Origin of the sequence: Leclercia sp. UBA2479 (genome assembly GCF_002341985.1) — a bacterium.
In the GTDB taxonomy this organism is placed as follows: domain Bacteria; phylum Pseudomonadota; class Gammaproteobacteria; order Enterobacterales; family Enterobacteriaceae; genus Enterobacter; species Enterobacter pneumoniae.
Window position 1 is genome coordinate 202,244 of sequence record NZ_DDPB01000008.1, and the last position, 18,526, is coordinate 220,769.

Consider the following 18,526-nt stretch of genomic DNA (forward strand, 5'->3'; position numbering starts at 1 on the left):
GCAAGGAACCCCAATCATGCCGCTTTCCTCCCAGTTACAGCAGCAGTGGCAGACGGTGTGTGAACGTCTGCCGGCGTCGTTACCCGCCTCCTCCCTGAGCGAGCAGGCGCAGCAGGTGCTGACCTTTAGCGATTTTGTGCAGGAGAGTATTTCTGCGCATCCCGACTGGCTGGTGGAACTTGAAACCTCGCCACCCCAGGCGGAAGAGTGGCGGGAGTATGCCGCCTGGCTGCACGCTGCGCTGGCAGAGGTGACCGACGAGGCTGCGCTGATGCGCGTGCTGCGTCAGTTCCGCCGTCAGGTGATGGTGCGCATCGCCTGGGCGCAGGCGCTGTCACTGGTGAGCGAAGAGAGCACGTTACAGCAGCTGAGTGCCCTGGCGGAGACCTTAATCGTCGCCGCCCGCGACTGGCTGTACGAGGCGTGCTGTAAAGAGTGGGGAACCCCCTGTAATGACGAAGGCATCCCGCAGCCCTTGATGATTCTGGGGATGGGGAAGCTGGGCGGCGGCGAGCTGAACTTCTCTTCGGATATTGATCTGATCTTTGCCTGGCCGGAGAAAGGGGCGACCCGTGGAGGGCGCCGCGAGCTGGATAATGCTCAATTTTTCACGCGTCTGGGTCAGCGGCTTATCAAAGCGCTGGATCAGCCGACTCAGGACGGCTTTGTCTATCGGGTGGATATGCGTTTGCGCCCCTTTGGCGACAGCGGCCCGCTGGTGCTGAGCTATGCCGCGCTGGAAGATTATTACCAGGAGCAGGGGCGCGACTGGGAACGCTACGCGATGGTAAAAGCGCGGATCATGGGCGATAACGACGATGTCTACGCTGGTGAGTTACGCGCCATGCTGCGCCCGTTTGTCTTCCGTCGTTATATCGACTTCAGCGTAATTCAGTCGCTGCGAAACATGAAAGGGATGATTGCCCGGGAAGTGCGGCGTCGTGGACTGCGGGATAACATCAAGCTCGGCGCGGGCGGTATCCGGGAAATCGAATTTATTGTTCAGGTCTTCCAGTTGATTCGCGGTGGGCGCGAGCCGTCGCTGCAATCCCGCTCTCTGCTGCCCACCCTGGCGGCGATTGCGCAGCTGAATCTGCTGCCGGAAGGGGATGCGCAGACGCTGCGTGAGGCCTACCTCTTTTTGCGTCGGCTTGAGAATCTGCTGCAAAGTATCAACGACGAGCAGACGCAGACTCTGCCGGGCGACGATCTCAATCGCGCGCGCCTCGCCTGGGGCATGCGGATGGACGACTGGCAAAGCCTTACCGACCAGCTCGATCGGCACATGGCCGCGGTGCGGCATATCTTTAATGAACTGATTGGCGATGACGAAAGCGAATCACAAGAGGATGAACTCTCTGAGCACTGGCGCGAGCTGTGGCAGGATGCGCTGGAAGAGGACGACACCACCCCGGTACTGGCGCACCTGAGCGATGAAGATCGTCACCGGGTCGTGGCGCTGATTGCCGATTTCCGCCTGGAGATGAACAGGCGCGCCATCGGCCCTCGCGGGCGCCAGGTGCTGGATCATCTTATGCCGCATCTGCTGAGTGAAGTCTGCCCCCGCGCGGATGCCCCGATCCCCCTTTCGCGTTTGACGCCGCTGCTAACCGGCATTATTACCCGTACCACTTATCTGGAGCTGCTGAGCGAATTTCCCGGCGCGCTTAAGCACCTGATCACCCTCTGTGCCGCCTCGCCCATGGTGGCCAATAAGCTGGCGCGTTATCCGTTGTTACTGGATGAGCTGCTTGATCCCAATACCCTTTATCAGCCGACGGCGACGGACGCCTATCGCGACGAGCTGCGCCAATATCTGCTGCGCGTACCGGAAGAGGACGAAGAGCAGCAGCTCGAGGCGCTGCGCCAGTTCAAGCAGGCGCAGATGTTGCGCGTCTCGGCTGCCGATATCGCTGAAACGCTGCCGGTCATGAAAGTGAGTGACCATTTAACCTGGCTGGCGGAAGCGATTATTGATGCGGTGGTACAGCAGGCATGGGTGCAGATGGTGGCGCGCTACGGGCAGCCGAAGCACCTGGCCGATCGGGAAGGCCGCGGTTTTGCGGTAGTGGGGTATGGCAAGCTGGGCGGCTGGGAGCTGGGATACAGCTCCGATCTGGATCTGATCTTCCTGCACGACTGCCCGGTGGACGTAATGACCGACGGCGAGCGGGAAATCGACGGGCGACAGTTCTATTTGCGGCTGGCTCAGCGCATCATGCACCTCTTTAGCACCCGCACCTCATCAGGGATCCTCTATGAGGTGGATGCGCGACTGCGTCCCTCTGGTGCGGCGGGCATGTTGGTCACCTCGACCGAATCCTTTGCCGACTATCAGCAAAACGAAGCCTGGACGTGGGAGCATCAGGCGCTGGTGCGCGCCCGGGTGGTGTATGGCGATCCGCAGTTAACCGCGCAATTCGACACCATTCGTCGGGATGTGCTTACCACCCCGCGCGAGGGCGAGACCCTACAAACTGAAGTGCGTGAAATGCGCGACAAGATGCGTTCGCATCTTGGCAATAAGCACCGGGATCGCTTCGATATCAAGGCCGATGAGGGCGGGATCACCGATATTGAGTTTATTACGCAATATCTGGTACTGCGTCACGCGCACCTGAAACCAAAGCTGACCCGCTGGTCGGATAACGTGCGCATTCTGGAACTGCTGGCGCAAAACGACATCATGGATGAAGCGGAGTCGCTGGCGTTAACCCGGGCTTACACCACGCTACGTGATGAGTTGCACCATCTGGCATTGCAAGAGCAGCCTGGCCATGTGGCGCCAGAGTGCTTCGCGGCAGAGCGAGAGCTTGTGCGGGCCAGCTGGCAGAAGTGGCTGGTGGAACCGTGCGTAACAAAACAAGTGTGATATTATCGCGCGCAAATTGTGAATCTTTCTGGAGTCAGGAATGAAAGTAACACTGCCAAAGTTTGAACGGGCTGGCGTGATGGTTGTGGGCGATGTGATGCTGGATCGCTACTGGTACGGACCCACCAGCCGCATCTCCCCGGAAGCGCCGGTACCGGTGGTAAAAGTTGATACCATTGAGGAGCGTCCTGGCGGCGCGGCAAACGTGGCGATGAATATTGCGTCCCTCGGCGCGCATTCGCGTCTGGTGGGGCTGACAGGTATTGATGATGCGGCGCGTGCCCTGAGCAAAACGCTGGCCGACGTGAACGTCAAATGTGATTTCGTTTCTGTGCCTACCCATCCCACCATTACCAAGCTGCGCGTGCTATCGCGTAACCAGCAGCTGATCCGTCTCGACTTTGAAGAGGGGTTTGAGGGAGTAGATCCGCAACCGCTGCACGAGCGCATCAACCAGGCGCTGGGCAACATTGGCGCGCTGGTGCTCTCTGACTACGCCAAAGGGGCGCTGGCGAGCGTACAGCAGATGATTCAGCTGGCGCGTAAAGCCAATGTGCCTGTGCTGATCGACCCGAAAGGGACAGACTTCGAACGCTATCGTGGTGCCACGCTGCTGACGCCTAACCTCTCTGAGTTTGAGGCGGTGGCGGGCAAGTGCAAAAACGAAGCTGAGCTGGTAGAGCGCGGCATGAAGATCATCGCCGATTTCGAACTTTCTGCGCTGCTGGTGACCCGTTCCGAACAGGGGATGAGCCTGCTGCAGCCGGGTAAAGCGCCGCTGCATATGCCAACCCAGGCCCAGGAAGTCTATGACGTGACCGGTGCGGGCGATACGGTGATTGGCGTGCTGGCGGCGACGCTTGCGGCGGGCAATACCCTGGAAGAGGCGTGTTACTTCGCCAACGCCGCGGCAGGCGTGGTGGTGGGCAAACTGGGCACCTCTACCGTCTCGCCGGTTGAGCTGGAAAACGCCGTGCGCGGCCGCGCAGAGACGGGCTTCGGCGTGATGACCGAAGACGAGCTTAAAGACGCCGTTGCCGCAGCGCGTAAGCGGGGCGAAAAAGTGGTGATGACCAATGGCGTGTTCGACATCCTGCATGCCGGCCACGTCTCCTATCTCGCCAACGCGCGCAAGCTGGGCGATCGCCTGATTGTGGCGGTCAACAGCGATGCCTCGACAAAACGTCTGAAGGGCGAGACCCGTCCGGTCAATCCGCTGGAACAGCGCATGATTGTACTGGGTGCGCTGGAGGCGGTGGACTGGGTGGTGTCGTTTGAAGAGGACACGCCGCAGCGCCTGATCGCCGGTATCCTGCCCGATCTGCTGGTGAAAGGCGGTGATTATAAGCCAGAGCAGATCGCCGGTAGCGAAGAGGTATGGGCTAACGGCGGCGAAGTGATGGTGCTGAACTTTGAAGATGGCTGTTCAACGACGAACATCATCAAAAAGATACAGAAAGATAGTGAATAAAAAAACGGGCCTGATGGCCCGTTTTTTTATACCTGATCGTCGACCGGTGGAATAGCCGGGGCCGGTTTCACTTCCGCAGGGGTGTTGCGGTTTTCCAGTTCTGTCAGACGTTGCTCAAGCAGGGCGATTTTTTCGCGGGTACGCAACAGCACCTGAGTCTGGACGTCAAACTCTTCGCGGCTCACCAGATCCAGACGCATCAGCTGCGATTGCAGGATCTGACGGATCTTCTTCTCTACATCGTCACCAAAATCACGAATGCCTTTCGGCATGGATTCATGGACCTGACGGGCAATCTGTTCAATTTTTTTCGGGTCAATCATTGTCGTTTCCCTTGATGAAAAGGTGTTAATGACCATTGTAGCGCGTAACGCGGATCCATAAACCAGATTTGTATGAAGCTAATGCGTTGCCGAACATAATCATTAGCGTTATAGTTATCTCGCTTATTCTCAGGGCGGGGCGAAATTCCCCACCGGCGGTAAATCAACCTTACGTTGAAAGCCCGCGAGCGCTTCAGGTGTGAGCCTGAAGGTCAGCAGATCCGGTGTAATTCCGGGGCCGACGGTTAAAGTCCGGATGGGAGAGAGTAACGATCAAGTCGGGCGAGGCCCGCTCACGTTATTTTTTTGCCGCTTTGCGGCGCTCCTAAGACTGCCCTGATTCTGGTAACCATAATTTTAATGAGGTTTATTTACCATGAATCAGACGCTACTTTCCTCTTTTGGTACCCCTGTCGAACGTATCGAACAGGCTCTTACCGCCCTTCGTGAAGGTCGCGGTGTGATGGTGCTTGACGATGAAGATCGTGAAAACGAAGGTGATATGATTTTCGCCGCCGAAACCATGACCGTTGAGCAGATGGCGCTGACCATTCGCCACGGCAGTGGCATTGTCTGCCTGTGTCTTAACGAAGAGCGCCGTAAGCAGCTGGATCTGCCAATGATGGTAGAAAACAACACCAGCGCCTTCGGCACCGGCTTTACGGTAACCATCGAAGCAGCCCACGGCGTGACCACTGGCGTGTCTGCTGCCGACCGTATTACGACCGTTCGTGCCGCCATTGCCGACGGCGCAAAACCTTCCGATCTGAACCGTCCGGGCCACGTCTTCCCGCTGCGCGCGCAGCCGGGCGGCGTTCTGACCCGCGGTGGTCACACAGAAGCAACCATCGATCTGGTGACTCTGGCAGGCTTCAAGCCAGCCGGCGTGCTCTGTGAACTGACCAACGACGACGGCAGCATGGCGCGCGCGCCAGAGTGCATCGACTTTGCCGTGAAGCACAACATGGCCGTTGTCACCATCGAAGATCTGGTGGCCTATCGTCAGGCGCATGAGCGTAAAGCCAGCTAATTGAATGAAAAACGCCGGGTTAACCCGGCGTTTTTTTTATCCTATCCCTGCGGTTTGTAGCAGGACCAGACTTAGCCCCATCACCGACATGCCGCAGAGCACGCCATAGCTCGGGTTATTGTTAGGATCGATCTCTTTTGCCAGCGGCATGAGTTCATCCACGGACAACGCCACCATAATCCCCGCGACCGCAGCCATGATGGCCGCCATGACTACCGGTGAAATCAGGCTTCCCAGAATCAGCCATGCCAGCACGCCGCCAAGAATCTCTGCCATACCGGAGATCCCGGCCCAGAATACCGCTTTACGTTTAGAGCCCGTGGCGGCATAGACCGGTCCGGCCACCGCCAGACCTTCAGGAATATTGTGCAATGCCACGGCCAGCGCGATACCAAAGCCCAGCTCAAGATTATTGCTGGCGGTAACGTAGGTGGCGACCCCTTCCGGGAAGTTATGCAGGCTGATGCCCAGCGTCAGCAGCACGGCGGTACGTTTGATATTGCCCGGCAGCGGTTTCGCCCCCTTTTGCATCAGATCCTGCGGATGCGCATGGGGCAGCATCCGGTCCAGCGCAAAGTAACCCAGCAGGCCGAAGACAAACATGCCATAGCCCAGCACCGGCGACATGCCCTCGGTGCCCAGCGCGGCGGGCAGCATCTCCATGAGTGATATCAGCAGCATAATGCCCGCGGCAAAGCCGAGGGAGAAGGCCAGCACACGGTTAGACGGTTTCTGGCCCAGCACGCCGAGAATCGCACCAATAAACGTGGCGGCGCCTGCAAGTATGGTCAGAAGCAAGGGTACTGACATGTCTCTCTCCTTTTGATAACGATTCTCATTAATATTAAGGGCTAAAAGCGGGCAAAGCGAGAGGGCCGCTACGCCTTTACCATTCCCTTACATTCAAATTTCCTGAAGATCATCATCATGCTTATCCGGGTTCATCTTAGCGCGATAGCGCGTAATGTGATGCTATTAAATCGACATCTTATGTAAGGATATCACCATGACTGCTTCTCGTATGCCAGCGCTGTTTTTGGGGCACGGTAGCCCGATGAACGTGCTGGAGGATAACGTCTATACCCGCGCATGGCGTCATCTGGGCGAGACCTTACCGCGTCCGAAGGCTATCGTGGTGGTGTCCGCCCACTGGTTCACCCGCGGTACTGGCGTGACCGCGATGGAAGCGCCGAAAACGATCCACGATTTTGGCGGTTTTCCCCAGGCATTGTATGACACGCACTACCCGGCGCCGGGTTCGCCCGAGCTGGCGCAGGCGCTGGTTGAAAGGCTGGCGCCCGTCCCGGTGGCGCTGGATAAAGAGGCCTGGGGCTTCGACCATGGCTCCTGGGGCGTGCTTATTAAGATGTATCCGGAAGCAGACATCCCCATGGTGCAGCTTAGCATCGACAGCACCAAACCGGCGGCCTGGCATCTGGAGATGGGGCGCAAGCTGGCAACATTGCGTGACGAGGGCATTATGCTGGTGGCCAGCGGTAATGTGGTGCACAACCTGCGTACCGCGCGCTGGCATGGCGAAAATACGCCCTATCCCTGGGCGACATCGTTCAACGATTTTGTAAAAGCGAATCTTCACTGGCAGGGGCCCGCCGGAAAGCATCCGCTGGCGAATTACCTGGAACACGAAGGTGGCTCGCTGTCGAATCCCACGGCTGAACATTTCTTGCCTCTGCTGTATGTGCTGGGGGCCTGGGATGGCGAAGAGCCGATAACGATCCCGGTCGACGGAATTGAGATGGGGAGCCTGAGCATGTTGTCGGTACAGGTGGGTTAAAATATGCCCGGTAGCGCAGGCCACCGGGCAAGGTTTACTCTACAAAGATGTGCGGATAGAAGCGTGACAGATCCTGGGTAATCAGCGCCCGGTCTTCACGAATACCAATCCCGGCTGGCTCGTCGTTGATAAGCCAGCTGCCAATCAGGACATAGCTGTCGCCAAATTTAGGCAGTTGATAAAACTGTTGGACGATCATTCCCTCTTCACCGTACGGACCTTCAACGGCTTCCAGCGTTTTACCGTTTTCGATAATCGATACGTTGGCACCTTCGCGGGAGAAGATCGGTTTCACGACATACTTATCCATTGGCGGATAGTCATCTTCGGCGAAATAAGCAGGCAGCAGGTTAGGGTGATCCGGGAACATCTCCCACAGCATCGGCAGCAGCGCTTTGTTCGAGATGATGCTCTTCCATGCTGGCTCCAGCCAGCGCACGCCGGCATCTTCCAGCTTGGTGGAGAACATCTCGCGCAGCATGAACTCCCACGGATAGAGCTTGAACAGATTGCTGATGACCTGGTCCTGCAGATCAGTAAACTGACCTTTCTCACCCAGACCAATGTCTTCCATATACAGAAATTCGGTGGCGACCTCTGCTTCTGCAGCGCAGTCCTGCAGATACTGCACGGTACCCCGATCTTCTACCGTATCGCGGCAGCAGGCCAGATGCAGCAGGTTGAAACCGTGCTGTTCACGCAGCTCGGCAAAGCGCGCAATCAGCTTTTCCTGCAGGCTGTTGAACTGATCGCTACCTTCCGGCAGCTTGCCCGCCTGGAGCTGATCTTCCAGCCAAATCCACTGGAAGAACGCCGCTTCGTACAAGGAAGTCGGCGTATCGGCGTTATTCTCAAGCAGCTTAGGTTCACCAACGCCATCCCACGCCAGATCGAGGCGGGAATAAAGCGACGGCTGATGCGTTTCCCAGGACTGGCGAACGAAACCCCAGGTGTGTTTAGGAATGCGGAATTTGGTCATTAGCGCATCGCTGGCAATGACCTTATCGACGACTTTCAAACACATCTGATGCAGTTCGGCAGTCACCTCTTCCAGCTTTTCAACCTGCTCAAGAGTGAGCTTGTAATAGGCCTCTTCACACCAGTACGGCTCGCCGTACATGGTGTGGAAGTTAAAACCATATTCAGTGGCTTTTTCGCGCCAGTCCGGGCGCTCGACAATACTGACTCGTTCCATTATCAGCCGCCCATGGAGCGGGTTGAGGTGCCCGTGGCACTACGCTGCATGGAGGTCTGTTTCGCAACAGATTCCCCAAAGCCGCCGCGGGTCACGGTGCTGGTGGTCGCCGGTTTTGGCGCCATCGCGGTTTTCGGTACCGTCATGGTACGGCCCGGCTGTGCGGCGCCGTACCCCTTACCGCTGGCGTCGGTATATTTGCCGTAGGCAGGGCTGTTCGGATTTTTGGAGCTAAACAGCGGCTGCTGCTGGTAGCCTGCGCCACCGCTCATCAGGCGGCCCATCATATAGCCCGCCATCAGCGGCATCCAGAAACTGCCGCTGGATTGCGCCTGCGCCTGGTTTTCTGGCGCGGTGCCAGCCTGTGCCGGTGTTGGTGCCTGCTGACACTGACCTTCACCGAATTCGGCTACGCAGTCTTCACGGCTGGCGTATTTCGGCGCAGTACGTTCAGCTTCTTTCAGGGCACTGTTGTAAGCGGTGGTACATTCCGCTTTGTTGCCGGTGGCGGTCGCACAGTCATCAGCGTTCTGATAGAGCGAAACCGTTTCGTCGTTTTGTTCACAGCCCGCCAGCATAAAGACGGCCGTTACGGCCAGTGCGACAGGAGTAAGATGGCGTGCGCCCCAATTTTTGCGGAACGACGCGTGATTGATGGATTTTGTCCGTTTCATTTTTGTCTTCCAGGACCCAGTGGTATTACGTGGTATATAACGCTCAGAATAGAGGATGAGTGGTCGAAAATGAAGCGTAGTGCGGGAATCGAGGGGATCTTTACGTTGGCTTACGTTTATACCGGACAGAGTTCAAACTGCCTGTGTCTCGGCTGTCTGCAATTCGAAGGGATCGGGTTGTATTTATCGGTTGGTGTGAAAACAGACCCGGCCTGAAAAATCAGGCCGGGTTAGCGCATCAGTTGCGCAGCATTCCGGTAGAGGCCGGGCGTGCGGCTGGAGCGGCACTGTTGGCGGCATAACCATCAGCGGACGCATCCTGACCTGGATTTTCCGGCGCCACGGATTCTGGCGTGGTAGAGATAGGTTTACCCAGGGAGCTGTTCAGAATCTGCAGGTCCTGTTCATTCAGGGTTCCCAGGGCAGATTTGATGTTCAGCTGGTTAATCAGGTAGTTATAACGCGCATTAGACAGCTGCTGCTTGGCGTTATAGAGCGTGGTCGTCGCATCCAGCACGTCAACAATGGTACGGGTACCCACTGAGTAACCGGCTTCCATCGCATCCAGAGAGCTCTGGGCAGAGACAACGGCCTGTTTATAGGCGTTGATGCTGCTGATGGAGGCGTTCACGTTGTTAAAGGAGGAACGTACAGTCTGCACAACGCTGCGGTGTGCGCTTTCAAGCTGCTCGCTCGCGCCAACAAAGTTGTACTGCGCCTGTTTAACCTGCGAGTTCACCATTCCGCCCTGATACAGCGGCAGGGAGAAGCTCAGGCCAACTTTGTTCTGACCTACGTCAGCGTTATTATTGATGGAGTTGGAGCCGCTGTAACGTGAGTTGGAGATGCTGGAGGAGGCGTTCAGATCCAGGGTTGGCAAGTGGCCATCCTGCGCCTGACGAATCTGTTCGCGGGCCAGGTCCTGGCTCAGACGTGCCTGCAGCAGGCTCAGGTTACGGTTTTCAGCTTCTTTCAGCAGGGCATTCACCGCCTGCGGCTTATCGGTTTTGAAGCTGTCGACGTTCAGCGAAGCCAGTTGCGGGTAGTAATTACCGGTAACCTGACGCAGCTCTTCAACGGCGTTATCAAGGTCGTTACGCGCGGTCACTTCGTTCGCCAGTACGCTGTCGTACTGTGAACGGGCGTTCTGTACGTCGGTGATCGCCACGAGGCCAACGTTAAAACGCTGGGTGGTTTGATCCAGTTGACGGTAGATGGCCTGTTTCTGGGCTTCGATATAAGAGAGGGTATCGATAGCGCTCAGCACCTTGAAGTAAGCCGTCGCGGTGTTGAGAATCAGGGTTTGTTGATCGGTCTGGAAAGTGACATCCTGAATACCGGCAGATTTTTCCTGCAGGGTCAGAGCACGCCATTTAGACATATCAAACAGAGTCTGGGTTAACTGCAGGGAACCGCTGGTCACGTTTGAGTCCTGACCGTTAGCATCGCGATAGCCGTTAGTGTAGGAATAGTCAGCCCCTAAACCGAGTTGTGGCAGAAGTGGGCTGCGTGCTTCATTAATCTTCTCAAAGGCAGCATCACGGTCGGCAGCGGATTTACGCAGTTCCGGGTTGCTCAGTCGTGCCTGCTTATAAACCTGTAACAGGTCCTCTGCCTGACTCATCGCGCTGAAACCCGTCAGGCTCAGGCCGATGAGAATGGGGAGCAATTTCTTCATTTGCTTTCCTTGTTGTGAAGCTTTGTTAGCGCTGATCTAATTAAAAATAATTTACCGATTCTAGCAGACTTCGCCAGTACAAAAGGTTGGCGTTCCGTGCCATCCGGCAGTAACTCGCAGCAATTTACCATACTGTCTGAGAAACCGCATTTTAGAAGATTTGAAAATCGAAATAACATCACCACTTTTACAGGACACTCTCATGCCTATACCGGAAAAGATGCCAGTGACTTTCAGCAAAAATGATGTAGAAATTATTGCACGAGAAACGCTCTATCGCGGATTTTTTTCGCTCGATCTTTACCGTTTTCGCCACCGCTTGTTTAACGGCGAAATGAGTGGCGAAGTGAAACGCGAAATTTTTGAGCGCGGGCACGCCGCAGTATTGCTACCCTTTGACCCAGTGCGCGACGAAGTGGTACTGGTAGAGCAGATCCGTATTGCTGCATTTGATACCAGCGAAAGCCCGTGGTTACTGGAGATGGTGGCCGGAATGATTGAAGAGGGCGAAACAGCGGAAGATGTCGCCCGCCGCGAAGCCATGGAAGAGGCCGGGCTGGTAGTAGGCCGCACCAAACCGGTGTTGAACTATCTCGCGAGCCCGGGTGGCACCAGCGAGCGTTTATCTGTTTTGGTAGGCGAAGTGGACGCCACGACCGCGCAAGGTATACATGGTCTGGCTGATGAAAACGAAGACATTCGTGTTCATGTGGTGAGCCGGGAGCAGGCTTACCTTTGGGTAGAAGAGGGGAAAATCGACAACGCAGCTTCTGTCATCGCTTTGCAATGGCTCCAGCTGCACTATCAAGACTTACGAAATGAGTGGAAATGAATGAAGCGTTATACACCTGACTTCCCTGAAATGATGCGTTTGTGCGAGACCAACTTCGCGCAACTCCGACGCCTGCTGCCGCGAAACGACGCGGCTGGCGAGACAGTGAGCTATCAGGTGAGCAACGCGCAGTATCGGTTAACGATTGTGGAATCTACCCGCTACACTACGCTGGTCGAAATTGAGCAGACGGCCCCATCCGTCAGCTACTGGAGCTTACCGTCGATGACGGTGCGCCTTTACCACGATGCGATGGTCGCGGAAGTGTGTTCAAGTCAGCAGATCTTCCGCTTCAAAGCGCGGTATGATTACCCAAATAAAAAGTTGCATCAACGTGACGAAAAGCATCAAATTAATCAGTTTCTGGCCGACTGGCTACGATACTGTTTAGCACATGGAGCGATGGCGATTCCGGTTTGTTAGCGTCGTGAAACCTACCTAAGGACACCATTTGGAAAGCCTGTTAAACCTGACTGTTGCTGGTGGGGCGCCAGTCAGGGTACTACAAATTACTGATACTCACCTGTTTGCCGAAAAGCATGAAACCCTGTTGGGGGTGAATACCTGGGAGAGCTATCAGGCTGTCCTGGATGCGATTCATGCTGAAAAGCGCGAATACGATCTGATTGTCGCCACGGGTGATCTGGCGCAGGATCAAACCGCTGCGGCCTACCAGCGCTTCGCTGAGGGTATCGCGAGCTTCAGCGTGCCCTGCGTCTGGTTGCCTGGCAACCACGATTTCCAGCCTGCGATGTACAGCGCGCTTCAGGATGCGGGCATCTCGCCTGCCAAGCGCGTCTTCGTGGGCGAGCACTGGCAAATTTTGCTGCTCGATAGCCAGGTGTTCGGCGTACCGCACGGCGAGCTGAGTGAATTCCAGCTCGAGTGGCTGGAAGATAAGCTCAACGCTGAGCCCGAGCGCCATACCCTGCTGTTATTGCACCATCATCCGTTACCTGCGGGATGTAGCTGGCTTGATCAGCACAGTCTGCGCAACTCTGCCGCATTGGATCAGGTGCTGGTGAAATTCCCCCGCGTAAAAAATTTGCTCTGTGGTCATATCCACCAGGAGCAGGATCTCGACTGGAATGGTCGTCGCCTGCTGGCTACGCCATCCACCTGCGTGCAGTTCAAACCCCACTGCGCCAACTTTACGCTTGATACCATTGCGCCGGGCTGGCGCTGGCTGGAACTGCATGCTGATGGCAGCTTAACGACGGAAGTTTGCCGCCTGCAAGGAACCGCGTTCCGTCCGGATACGGCTTCAGAAGGATACTGATGTCAGCACTTCTTTATCTCCACGGTTTCAACAGTTCGCCGCGCTCTGCGAAGGCAACACAGTTTCGCCAGTGGCTAAATGTTCATCATCCACAGGTTGAGATAATCGTGCCGCAGCTGCCGCCATATCCGGCCGATGCCGCAGAACTGCTGGAATCTATCGTGCTGGCGCACGGCGGTGAACCGCTGGGCGTCGTGGGCTCTTCTCTGGGCGGATACTACGCCACCTGGCTGTCGCAATGCTTTATGTTGCCTGTGGTGGTGGTGAATCCGGCAGTTCGGCCATTCGAGCTGTTACGGGACTTTCTCGGGCAAAACGAGAACCCCTACACCGGGCAGCAATATGTGCTAGAGTCACGCCATATTTACGATCTCAAAGTTATGCAGGTAGACCCGCTTGAAGCGCCGGATCTTATCTGGCTGCTGCAACAAACGGGCGATGAAGTGCTGGATTACCGCCAGGCAGTGGCGTATTACGCCTCTTGCCGCCAGACTGTAGAAGAGGGCGGAAATCATGCTTTCACGGGCTTTGAGAATCATTTCACCCAGATTGTCGATTTTCTTGGACTGCACAGCCACTGACAATCAATGCGAATTGCTAGTTTAAATCATGACGCAAACCTATAACGCTGATGCCATTGAGGTACTCACCGGGCTAGAGCCGGTTCGCCGCCGCCCGGGGATGTACACCGATACGACGCGCCCAAACCATCTGGGCCAGGAAGTTATTGATAACAGTGTGGACGAAGCGCTGGCAGGCCATGCCAAACGCGTCGACGTGATCCTGCACGCCGATCAGTCGCTGGAGGTCATCGACGACGGGCGCGGTATGCCGGTGGATATTCACCCGGAAGAGGGCGTACCTGCCGTTGAGCTGATTCTCTGTCGTCTGCATGCGGGCGGTAAGTTCTCTAACAAGAACTATCAGTTCTCGGGCGGTCTGCACGGCGTGGGGATCTCCGTCGTTAACGCCCTGTCAAAGCGTGTGGAAGTGAACGTCCGTCGCGACGGCCAGATCTATAACATCGCGTTTGAGAACGGTGAAAAGGTGCAGGATCTGCAGGTTGTCGGCACGTGCGGCAAACGCAACACCGGCACCAGCGTCCACTTCTGGCCTGACGAGAGCTTCTTCGACAGCCCACGTTTTTCCGTTTCCCGTCTGACGCACCTGCTGAAAGCGAAAGCGGTGCTCTGCCCGGGCGTAGAGATCACTTTTAAAGATCACGTTAATAACACCGAGCAGAGCTGGTGCTATGCCGATGGTCTGAACGACTATCTCTGCGAAGCGGTAAACGGCCTGCCCACCCTGCCGGAAAAACCTTTCGTCGGTAATTTCGCCGGCGACACCGAGGCGGTGGATTGGGCATTGCTGTGGCTGCCGGAAGGCGGCGAGCTGCTGACCGAAAGCTACGTCAACCTGATCCCGACCATGCTTGGCGGCACCCACGTCAACGGCCTGCGTCAGGGCCTGCTGGATGCGATGCGCGAATTCTGCGAATACCGCAATATTCTGCCGCGTGGCGTGAAGCTGTCGGCGGAAGATATCTGGGATCGCTGTGCCTACGTGCTCTCCGTGAAGATGCAGGATCCGCAGTTTGCCGGACAGACCAAAGAGCGTCTCTCTTCACGCCAGTGCGCGGCCTTTGTCTCTGGGGTGGTCAAAGATGCCTTTACCCTGTGGCTGAACCAGAACGTGCAGGCGGCAGAAATGTTGGCCGAAATGGCCATCTCCAGCGCCCAGCGTCGTCTGCGTGCGGCGAAGAAAGTGGTGCGTAAAAAGCTCACCAGCGGCCCCGCGCTGCCGGGCAAGCTGGCGGACTGCACCGCGCAGGATCTCAACCGCACCGAGCTGTTCCTGGTAGAAGGGGACTCGGCGGGCGGATCGGCCAAGCAGGCGCGCGATCGTGAATATCAGGCGATCATGCCCCTGAAGGGTAAGATCCTCAACACCTGGGAGGTCTCTTCAGACGAAGTGCTGGCCTCGCAGGAAGTGCACGATATCTCTGTCGCGATCGGGATCGATCCGGACAGCGAGGATCTGAGCCAGCTGCGCTACGGCAAGATCTGTATTCTTGCGGATGCGGACTCCGACGGTCTGCACATCGCCACGCTGCTCTGCGCGCTGTTCGTGAAGCACTTCCGTACGCTGGTGAAAAACGGCCACGTTCACGTGGCGCTGCCACCACTCTACCGTATCGACCTCGGCAAAGAGGTTTACTACGCGCTGACGGAAGAAGAGAAAGCGGGCGTGCTGGAGCAACTGAAGCGTAAGAAGGGCAAACCCAACGTGCAGCGCTTTAAAGGGCTGGGCGAGATGAACCCAATGCAGCTGCGTGAAACGACCCTGGATCCCAACACGCGTCGTCTGGTACAGCTGACCATCAGCGATGAAGACGAACAGCAAACCAACGCCGTGATGGATATGCTGCTGGCCAAGAAACGTTCGGAAGACCGACGTAACTGGCTGCAGGAGAAAGGCGACATGGCCGATATCGAAGCCTGATAAACAAGCCCTGCGATGCAGGGCTTTTTTGTGCCTGAAGATTAGTCGCTGGCGTGGTTTTTACGATACTGCAGCGGCGTCTCCCCAATCCCCTTGCGAAAGGCGCTGATAAACCAGGTCACGTCTGAAAACCCCACCTGCGCGGCGATATCGCGCACGCTCTCTTCGCTGTGCAGCAGATATTCGCACGCCTTACGCAGCCGCAGGGTGTTCAGATAGTCGTGAATTTTCTCCCCCGTTTCGGCGTGAAATTTTCGTGACACATAGCTGCGAGACTTTCCCAGCGCCTGCGCCAGCGTATCCAGCCTGAATTTCTCACGATAGTGCTCATCCAGCCAGAACATCACCTGGCTGGCAATCCCGTGGCTGCTGCCGCGCTCGCCGTCTATCTCCTGAGGCAGCATAGCGAAGAGGCTAATCAGCAGGCTGGCGATACGTTCTGCATTAAGCGGGGGCTGGTAACAGCTAAACAGATGATCGAGATGGCTATGGCAGTGGGCCATATCCACGACCCACGCCGGTCCGCCACGGCGTGAGAGCTGCTGCAGGCGCTGCCGGGTCTGAGGGAAATCCCGCAGTGCCTTTAGTACCGCGTGGTGATCGAGATGAATAATGGTGCGGCGATAGCTGGCCTCGGCCTGCTCATCCACCATCACCTTGTGCAGCGTAAAGGGGGGAAAGAAAAAGAGCCGCCCGGGGCGCATGGTGTAGTGTCGGTTATCAACAATCGCCACGCCAAACCCCTCTTCAACGTAGAGGATCTCCAGACACTGGTGCCAGTGGTGGTAACGCACGGTGTTGGCAAAGAGTCGACTGAACGATACCAGGGTATCGTTTAAGGTAATAAGCTCAAGAAATTCAGATTGTGGCGTTTCGCGCATAGTGCAATAAAACTCAATTTTTACCCCTCTCTACGTCGTTATAAACCACCTTTTTAAATTTTCTCAACGGGGAGTTCATTCATCTCTCACTCCTGTGACCGGGCTAACATTTCTGCGCCCGACGGATTCACTATGCTTTGCCGCAGTTGATTACGAGGGCAAGCGTATGTGGGCGGTAGAGCAAGAAAAATCAAATCCGTTGTCTTCCCGTCAGGATCTGGTCACGGCCCTGAATGGGATGCTGAGCGCGCTGGATAAACAGTTTCCGGCCGGGCGTTCGCGCTTTTCGCTGGGGGAAACCCGCGCGCACTACGCAACAGACATTGCCGAAATGGAGGGGCTTTCCCGCGTGCTGTGGGGGCTGTTTCCATTGATGGCAGGAGGGGACACCACCCCCTTTAGCGACAAATATATCAACGCTATCCGCATTGGCACCGATCCGACGCACCCGTACTACTGGGGAGAAACCGCCCCTTACGATCAGCGGCTGGTAGAGATGGCGGCCTACGGTCTGGGGCTTACGTTATTGCAGGAGAAGCTCACCGACCTGTTTAGCGAGCGCGAGGTCATGAACCTGCACGCCTGGTTAAACCAGATCACTGACGCGGAGATGCCCGACAGCAACTGGAACTATTTCGCCATTATGGTTCAGCTCGGTTTTAAACGCGCCGGGCTACCGTACGATCAGTCCGCCATCGATCGCCGTTTTGCGATGATGGATGCCTACTACCTCGGCGACGGCTGGTACTCCGACGGTGCTGGCCGTCCGAAAGATTATTACATCTCGATGGCGTTCCACTTTTACGGCCTTATCTACGCCACACTCAGCGGTGATGAGGAGCGGGCCGCCGTACTGCGCGAGCGTTCCCGCCTCTTCGCGGACGATTTTATCTTTATGTCTGCCGCCGATGGCGCGTCGATTCCGTTCGGCCGCAGCCTGACCTACCGCTTCGCGATGGTCGCCTTCTGGAGCGCAGTGGCATTCTCCGGGCTGGAGGTGTTCACCCCCGGCATCGTAAAGGGGATCATCCTGCGCCATCTGCGCTGGTGGCAACAGCAGCCGATTACCGATCGCGACGGGATCCTGACGCTCGGGTTTGCTTACCCCAACCTGGCGATGTGCGAAGACTACAATTCCCCCGGCTCGCCTTACTGGGCGCTGAAAACGATGCTGATTCTGGCATTGCCTGAAGCGCACCCGTTCTGGCAGGCGGAAGAGCAATCGCTGCCGGCGCTGGCTGAAAAGCACGTAATCCCAAAGGCCCAGCAGATCCTCATTCATGCGCCACAGTCGCAGCATGTCACCCTGCTCACCGCCGGGCAGCTGGAGCTGAATAATTACGTTAATACCGAGGCGAAATACACCAAATTTGCCTACTCCAGCCGCTTTGGCTTCACCATCGAGCGTGGGCGCTATGGTCTTAAGCATGCGGCCAGCGACTCCATGCTGCTGCTGGCCGACGGCGATAACTACTACCGCGGCCGCCGCGACTGCGAGGAGGTCCGCGTTGATGAGAACTTCATCTTTTCACGCTGGTCGCCGTGGCATGACGTGCATGTCGATACCTGGCTGATCCCGTTTGGCGAATGGCACCTTCGTCTGCATCGCATTAACAGCGCACGGACATTGCAAACGGCGGAAGGGGGCTTTGCGGTACGTAAAACCGAGCCGCAGGCCGACGAGCGCGGGGTGAGCCTGGTGGCAGATAACGGCATGAGCCGGATCGTCGATCTCTCACCGGTCATCCATCGCCGTGCGGAAAGTATTGTCACTCCGCCAAATAGCAGCGTCATGTTCCCGGAATGTGCCGCTATCCCGCTTCTTACCGGCGAGATTGCTCATGGTGAGAGCTGGCTCTGCTGCGCCGTGTTTGCCAGCGGAGCGCCTGTCAACCACGGGGAACCCCCGCGGCTGGAAATCAATAACCGGCAGGCCGTAATCAGCCAGCCCGGAAGCGAACGTCAGCTGTCGTTCATTTTATAAAGCCCTGCAC

Annotated in this window: 16 protein-coding genes and 1 riboswitch; of the genes, 10 read left to right on the plus strand and 6 right to left on the minus strand. The window is 56.7% G+C overall.

Annotated elements, in window-relative coordinates; all coding sequences use genetic code 11:
- Positions 1–13 precede the first annotated feature (13 nt).
- Complete coding sequence (gene glnE / locus B3B59_RS09270) at positions 14–2,872, plus strand: bifunctional [glutamate--ammonia ligase]-adenylyl-L-tyrosine phosphorylase/[glutamate--ammonia-ligase] adenylyltransferase (protein WP_154298864.1); 2,859 nt, start codon at positions 14–16, stop codon at positions 2,870–2,872.
- Between the two features lie 40 nt (positions 2,873–2,912).
- Positions 2,913–4,343, plus strand: coding sequence for a bifunctional D-glycero-beta-D-manno-heptose-7-phosphate kinase/D-glycero-beta-D-manno-heptose 1-phosphate adenylyltransferase HldE (gene hldE, locus B3B59_RS09275; RefSeq protein WP_046885845.1), 1,431 nt, complete (start codon positions 2,913–2,915; stop codon positions 4,341–4,343).
- A 26-nt stretch (positions 4,344–4,369) separates the two neighbouring features.
- Here hldE and ubiK read toward each other — a convergent pair whose 3' ends face one another.
- A complete protein-coding gene (gene ubiK, locus B3B59_RS09280; protein WP_040073983.1) occupies positions 4,370–4,666 on the minus strand; it encodes a ubiquinone biosynthesis accessory factor UbiK in 297 nt (98 codons plus the stop codon).
- Positions 4,667–4,787: 121 nt separating this feature from the next.
- Positions 4,788–4,938, plus strand: a riboswitch (FMN riboswitch).
- A 104-nt stretch (positions 4,939–5,042) separates the two neighbouring features.
- Here ubiK and ribB point away from each other — a divergent pair.
- Positions 5,043–5,696: a 3,4-dihydroxy-2-butanone-4-phosphate synthase gene (ribB, locus tag B3B59_RS09285; protein WP_046885846.1), complete on the plus strand. Its 654-nt coding sequence runs from the start codon at positions 5,043–5,045 to the stop codon at positions 5,694–5,696.
- 36 nt (positions 5,697–5,732) lie between these two features.
- Here the strand turns inward: ribB and zupT are convergent, their stop codons facing one another.
- Positions 5,733–6,506: a zinc transporter ZupT gene (gene zupT / locus B3B59_RS09290; RefSeq protein WP_046885847.1), complete on the minus strand. Its 774-nt coding sequence runs from the start codon at positions 6,504–6,506 to the stop codon at positions 5,733–5,735.
- Positions 6,507–6,702: 196 nt separating this feature from the next.
- Here zupT and ygiD point away from each other — a divergent pair, with 196 nt between their 5' ends.
- The gene (gene ygiD, locus B3B59_RS09295) at positions 6,703–7,491 is read left to right on the plus strand and encodes a 4,5-DOPA dioxygenase extradiol (protein WP_212476620.1); all 789 of its coding nucleotides are present in this window, start codon (positions 6,703–6,705) and stop codon (positions 7,489–7,491) included.
- Between the two features lie 34 nt (positions 7,492–7,525).
- Here the strand turns inward: ygiD and B3B59_RS09300 are convergent, their stop codons facing one another.
- From B3B59_RS09300 to tolC, 3 genes are all read right to left on the minus strand, one after another.
- A complete protein-coding gene (locus B3B59_RS09300) occupies positions 7,526–8,686 on the minus strand; it encodes a glutathionylspermidine synthase family protein (RefSeq protein ID WP_040073987.1) in 1,161 nt (386 codons plus the stop codon).
- Positions 8,687–8,688: 2 nt separating this feature from the next.
- Positions 8,689–9,360, minus strand: a complete 672-nt coding sequence (locus tag B3B59_RS09305) for a DUF1190 family protein (protein ID WP_040073988.1) — start codon at positions 9,358–9,360, stop codon at positions 8,689–8,691.
- Between the two features lie 238 nt (positions 9,361–9,598).
- Complete coding sequence (gene tolC, locus B3B59_RS09310) at positions 9,599–11,038, minus strand: outer membrane channel protein TolC (protein WP_040073989.1); 1,440 nt, start codon at positions 11,036–11,038, stop codon at positions 9,599–9,601.
- Between the two features lie 202 nt (positions 11,039–11,240).
- On the opposite strand from tolC, the gene nudF reads away from it, so the two are divergent.
- From nudF to parE, 5 genes are read left to right on the plus strand one after another with little or no spacing between them, the layout of a single operon-like run.
- Positions 11,241–11,870, plus strand: coding sequence for an ADP-ribose diphosphatase (gene nudF, locus B3B59_RS09315; RefSeq protein WP_046885849.1), 630 nt, complete (start codon positions 11,241–11,243; stop codon positions 11,868–11,870).
- Positions 11,871–12,293 carry a DUF1249 family protein gene (locus B3B59_RS09320; protein WP_040073991.1) on the plus strand — a complete coding sequence of 141 codons (423 nt, stop codon included), beginning with the start codon at positions 11,871–11,873 and terminating at the stop codon, positions 12,291–12,293.
- 28 nt (positions 12,294–12,321) lie between these two features.
- Entirely contained in the window at positions 12,322–13,149 is an 828-nt protein-coding gene (gene cpdA / locus B3B59_RS09325) for a 3',5'-cyclic-AMP phosphodiesterase (protein ID WP_046885850.1), read from the plus strand.
- Complete coding sequence (yqiA, locus tag B3B59_RS09330; protein ID WP_286808785.1) at positions 13,149–13,730, plus strand: esterase YqiA; 582 nt, start codon at positions 13,149–13,151, stop codon at positions 13,728–13,730. The genes cpdA and yqiA overlap by 1 nt, the downstream gene beginning before the upstream one ends.
- Positions 13,731–13,758: 28 nt before the next feature.
- A complete protein-coding gene (gene parE, locus B3B59_RS09335; RefSeq protein WP_040073994.1) occupies positions 13,759–15,651 on the plus strand; it encodes a DNA topoisomerase IV subunit B in 1,893 nt (630 codons plus the stop codon).
- A 41-nt stretch (positions 15,652–15,692) separates the two neighbouring features.
- Here parE and B3B59_RS09340 read toward each other — a convergent pair whose 3' ends face one another.
- Complete coding sequence (locus B3B59_RS09340) at positions 15,693–16,532, minus strand: AraC family transcriptional regulator (RefSeq protein WP_212476617.1); 840 nt, start codon at positions 16,530–16,532, stop codon at positions 15,693–15,695.
- A 166-nt stretch (positions 16,533–16,698) separates the two neighbouring features.
- On the opposite strand from B3B59_RS09340, the gene B3B59_RS09345 reads away from it, so the two are divergent.
- Entirely contained in the window at positions 16,699–18,516 is a 1,818-nt protein-coding gene (locus tag B3B59_RS09345) for a DUF2264 domain-containing protein (protein ID WP_286808786.1), read from the plus strand.
- Positions 18,517–18,526: the final 10 nt, after the last annotated feature.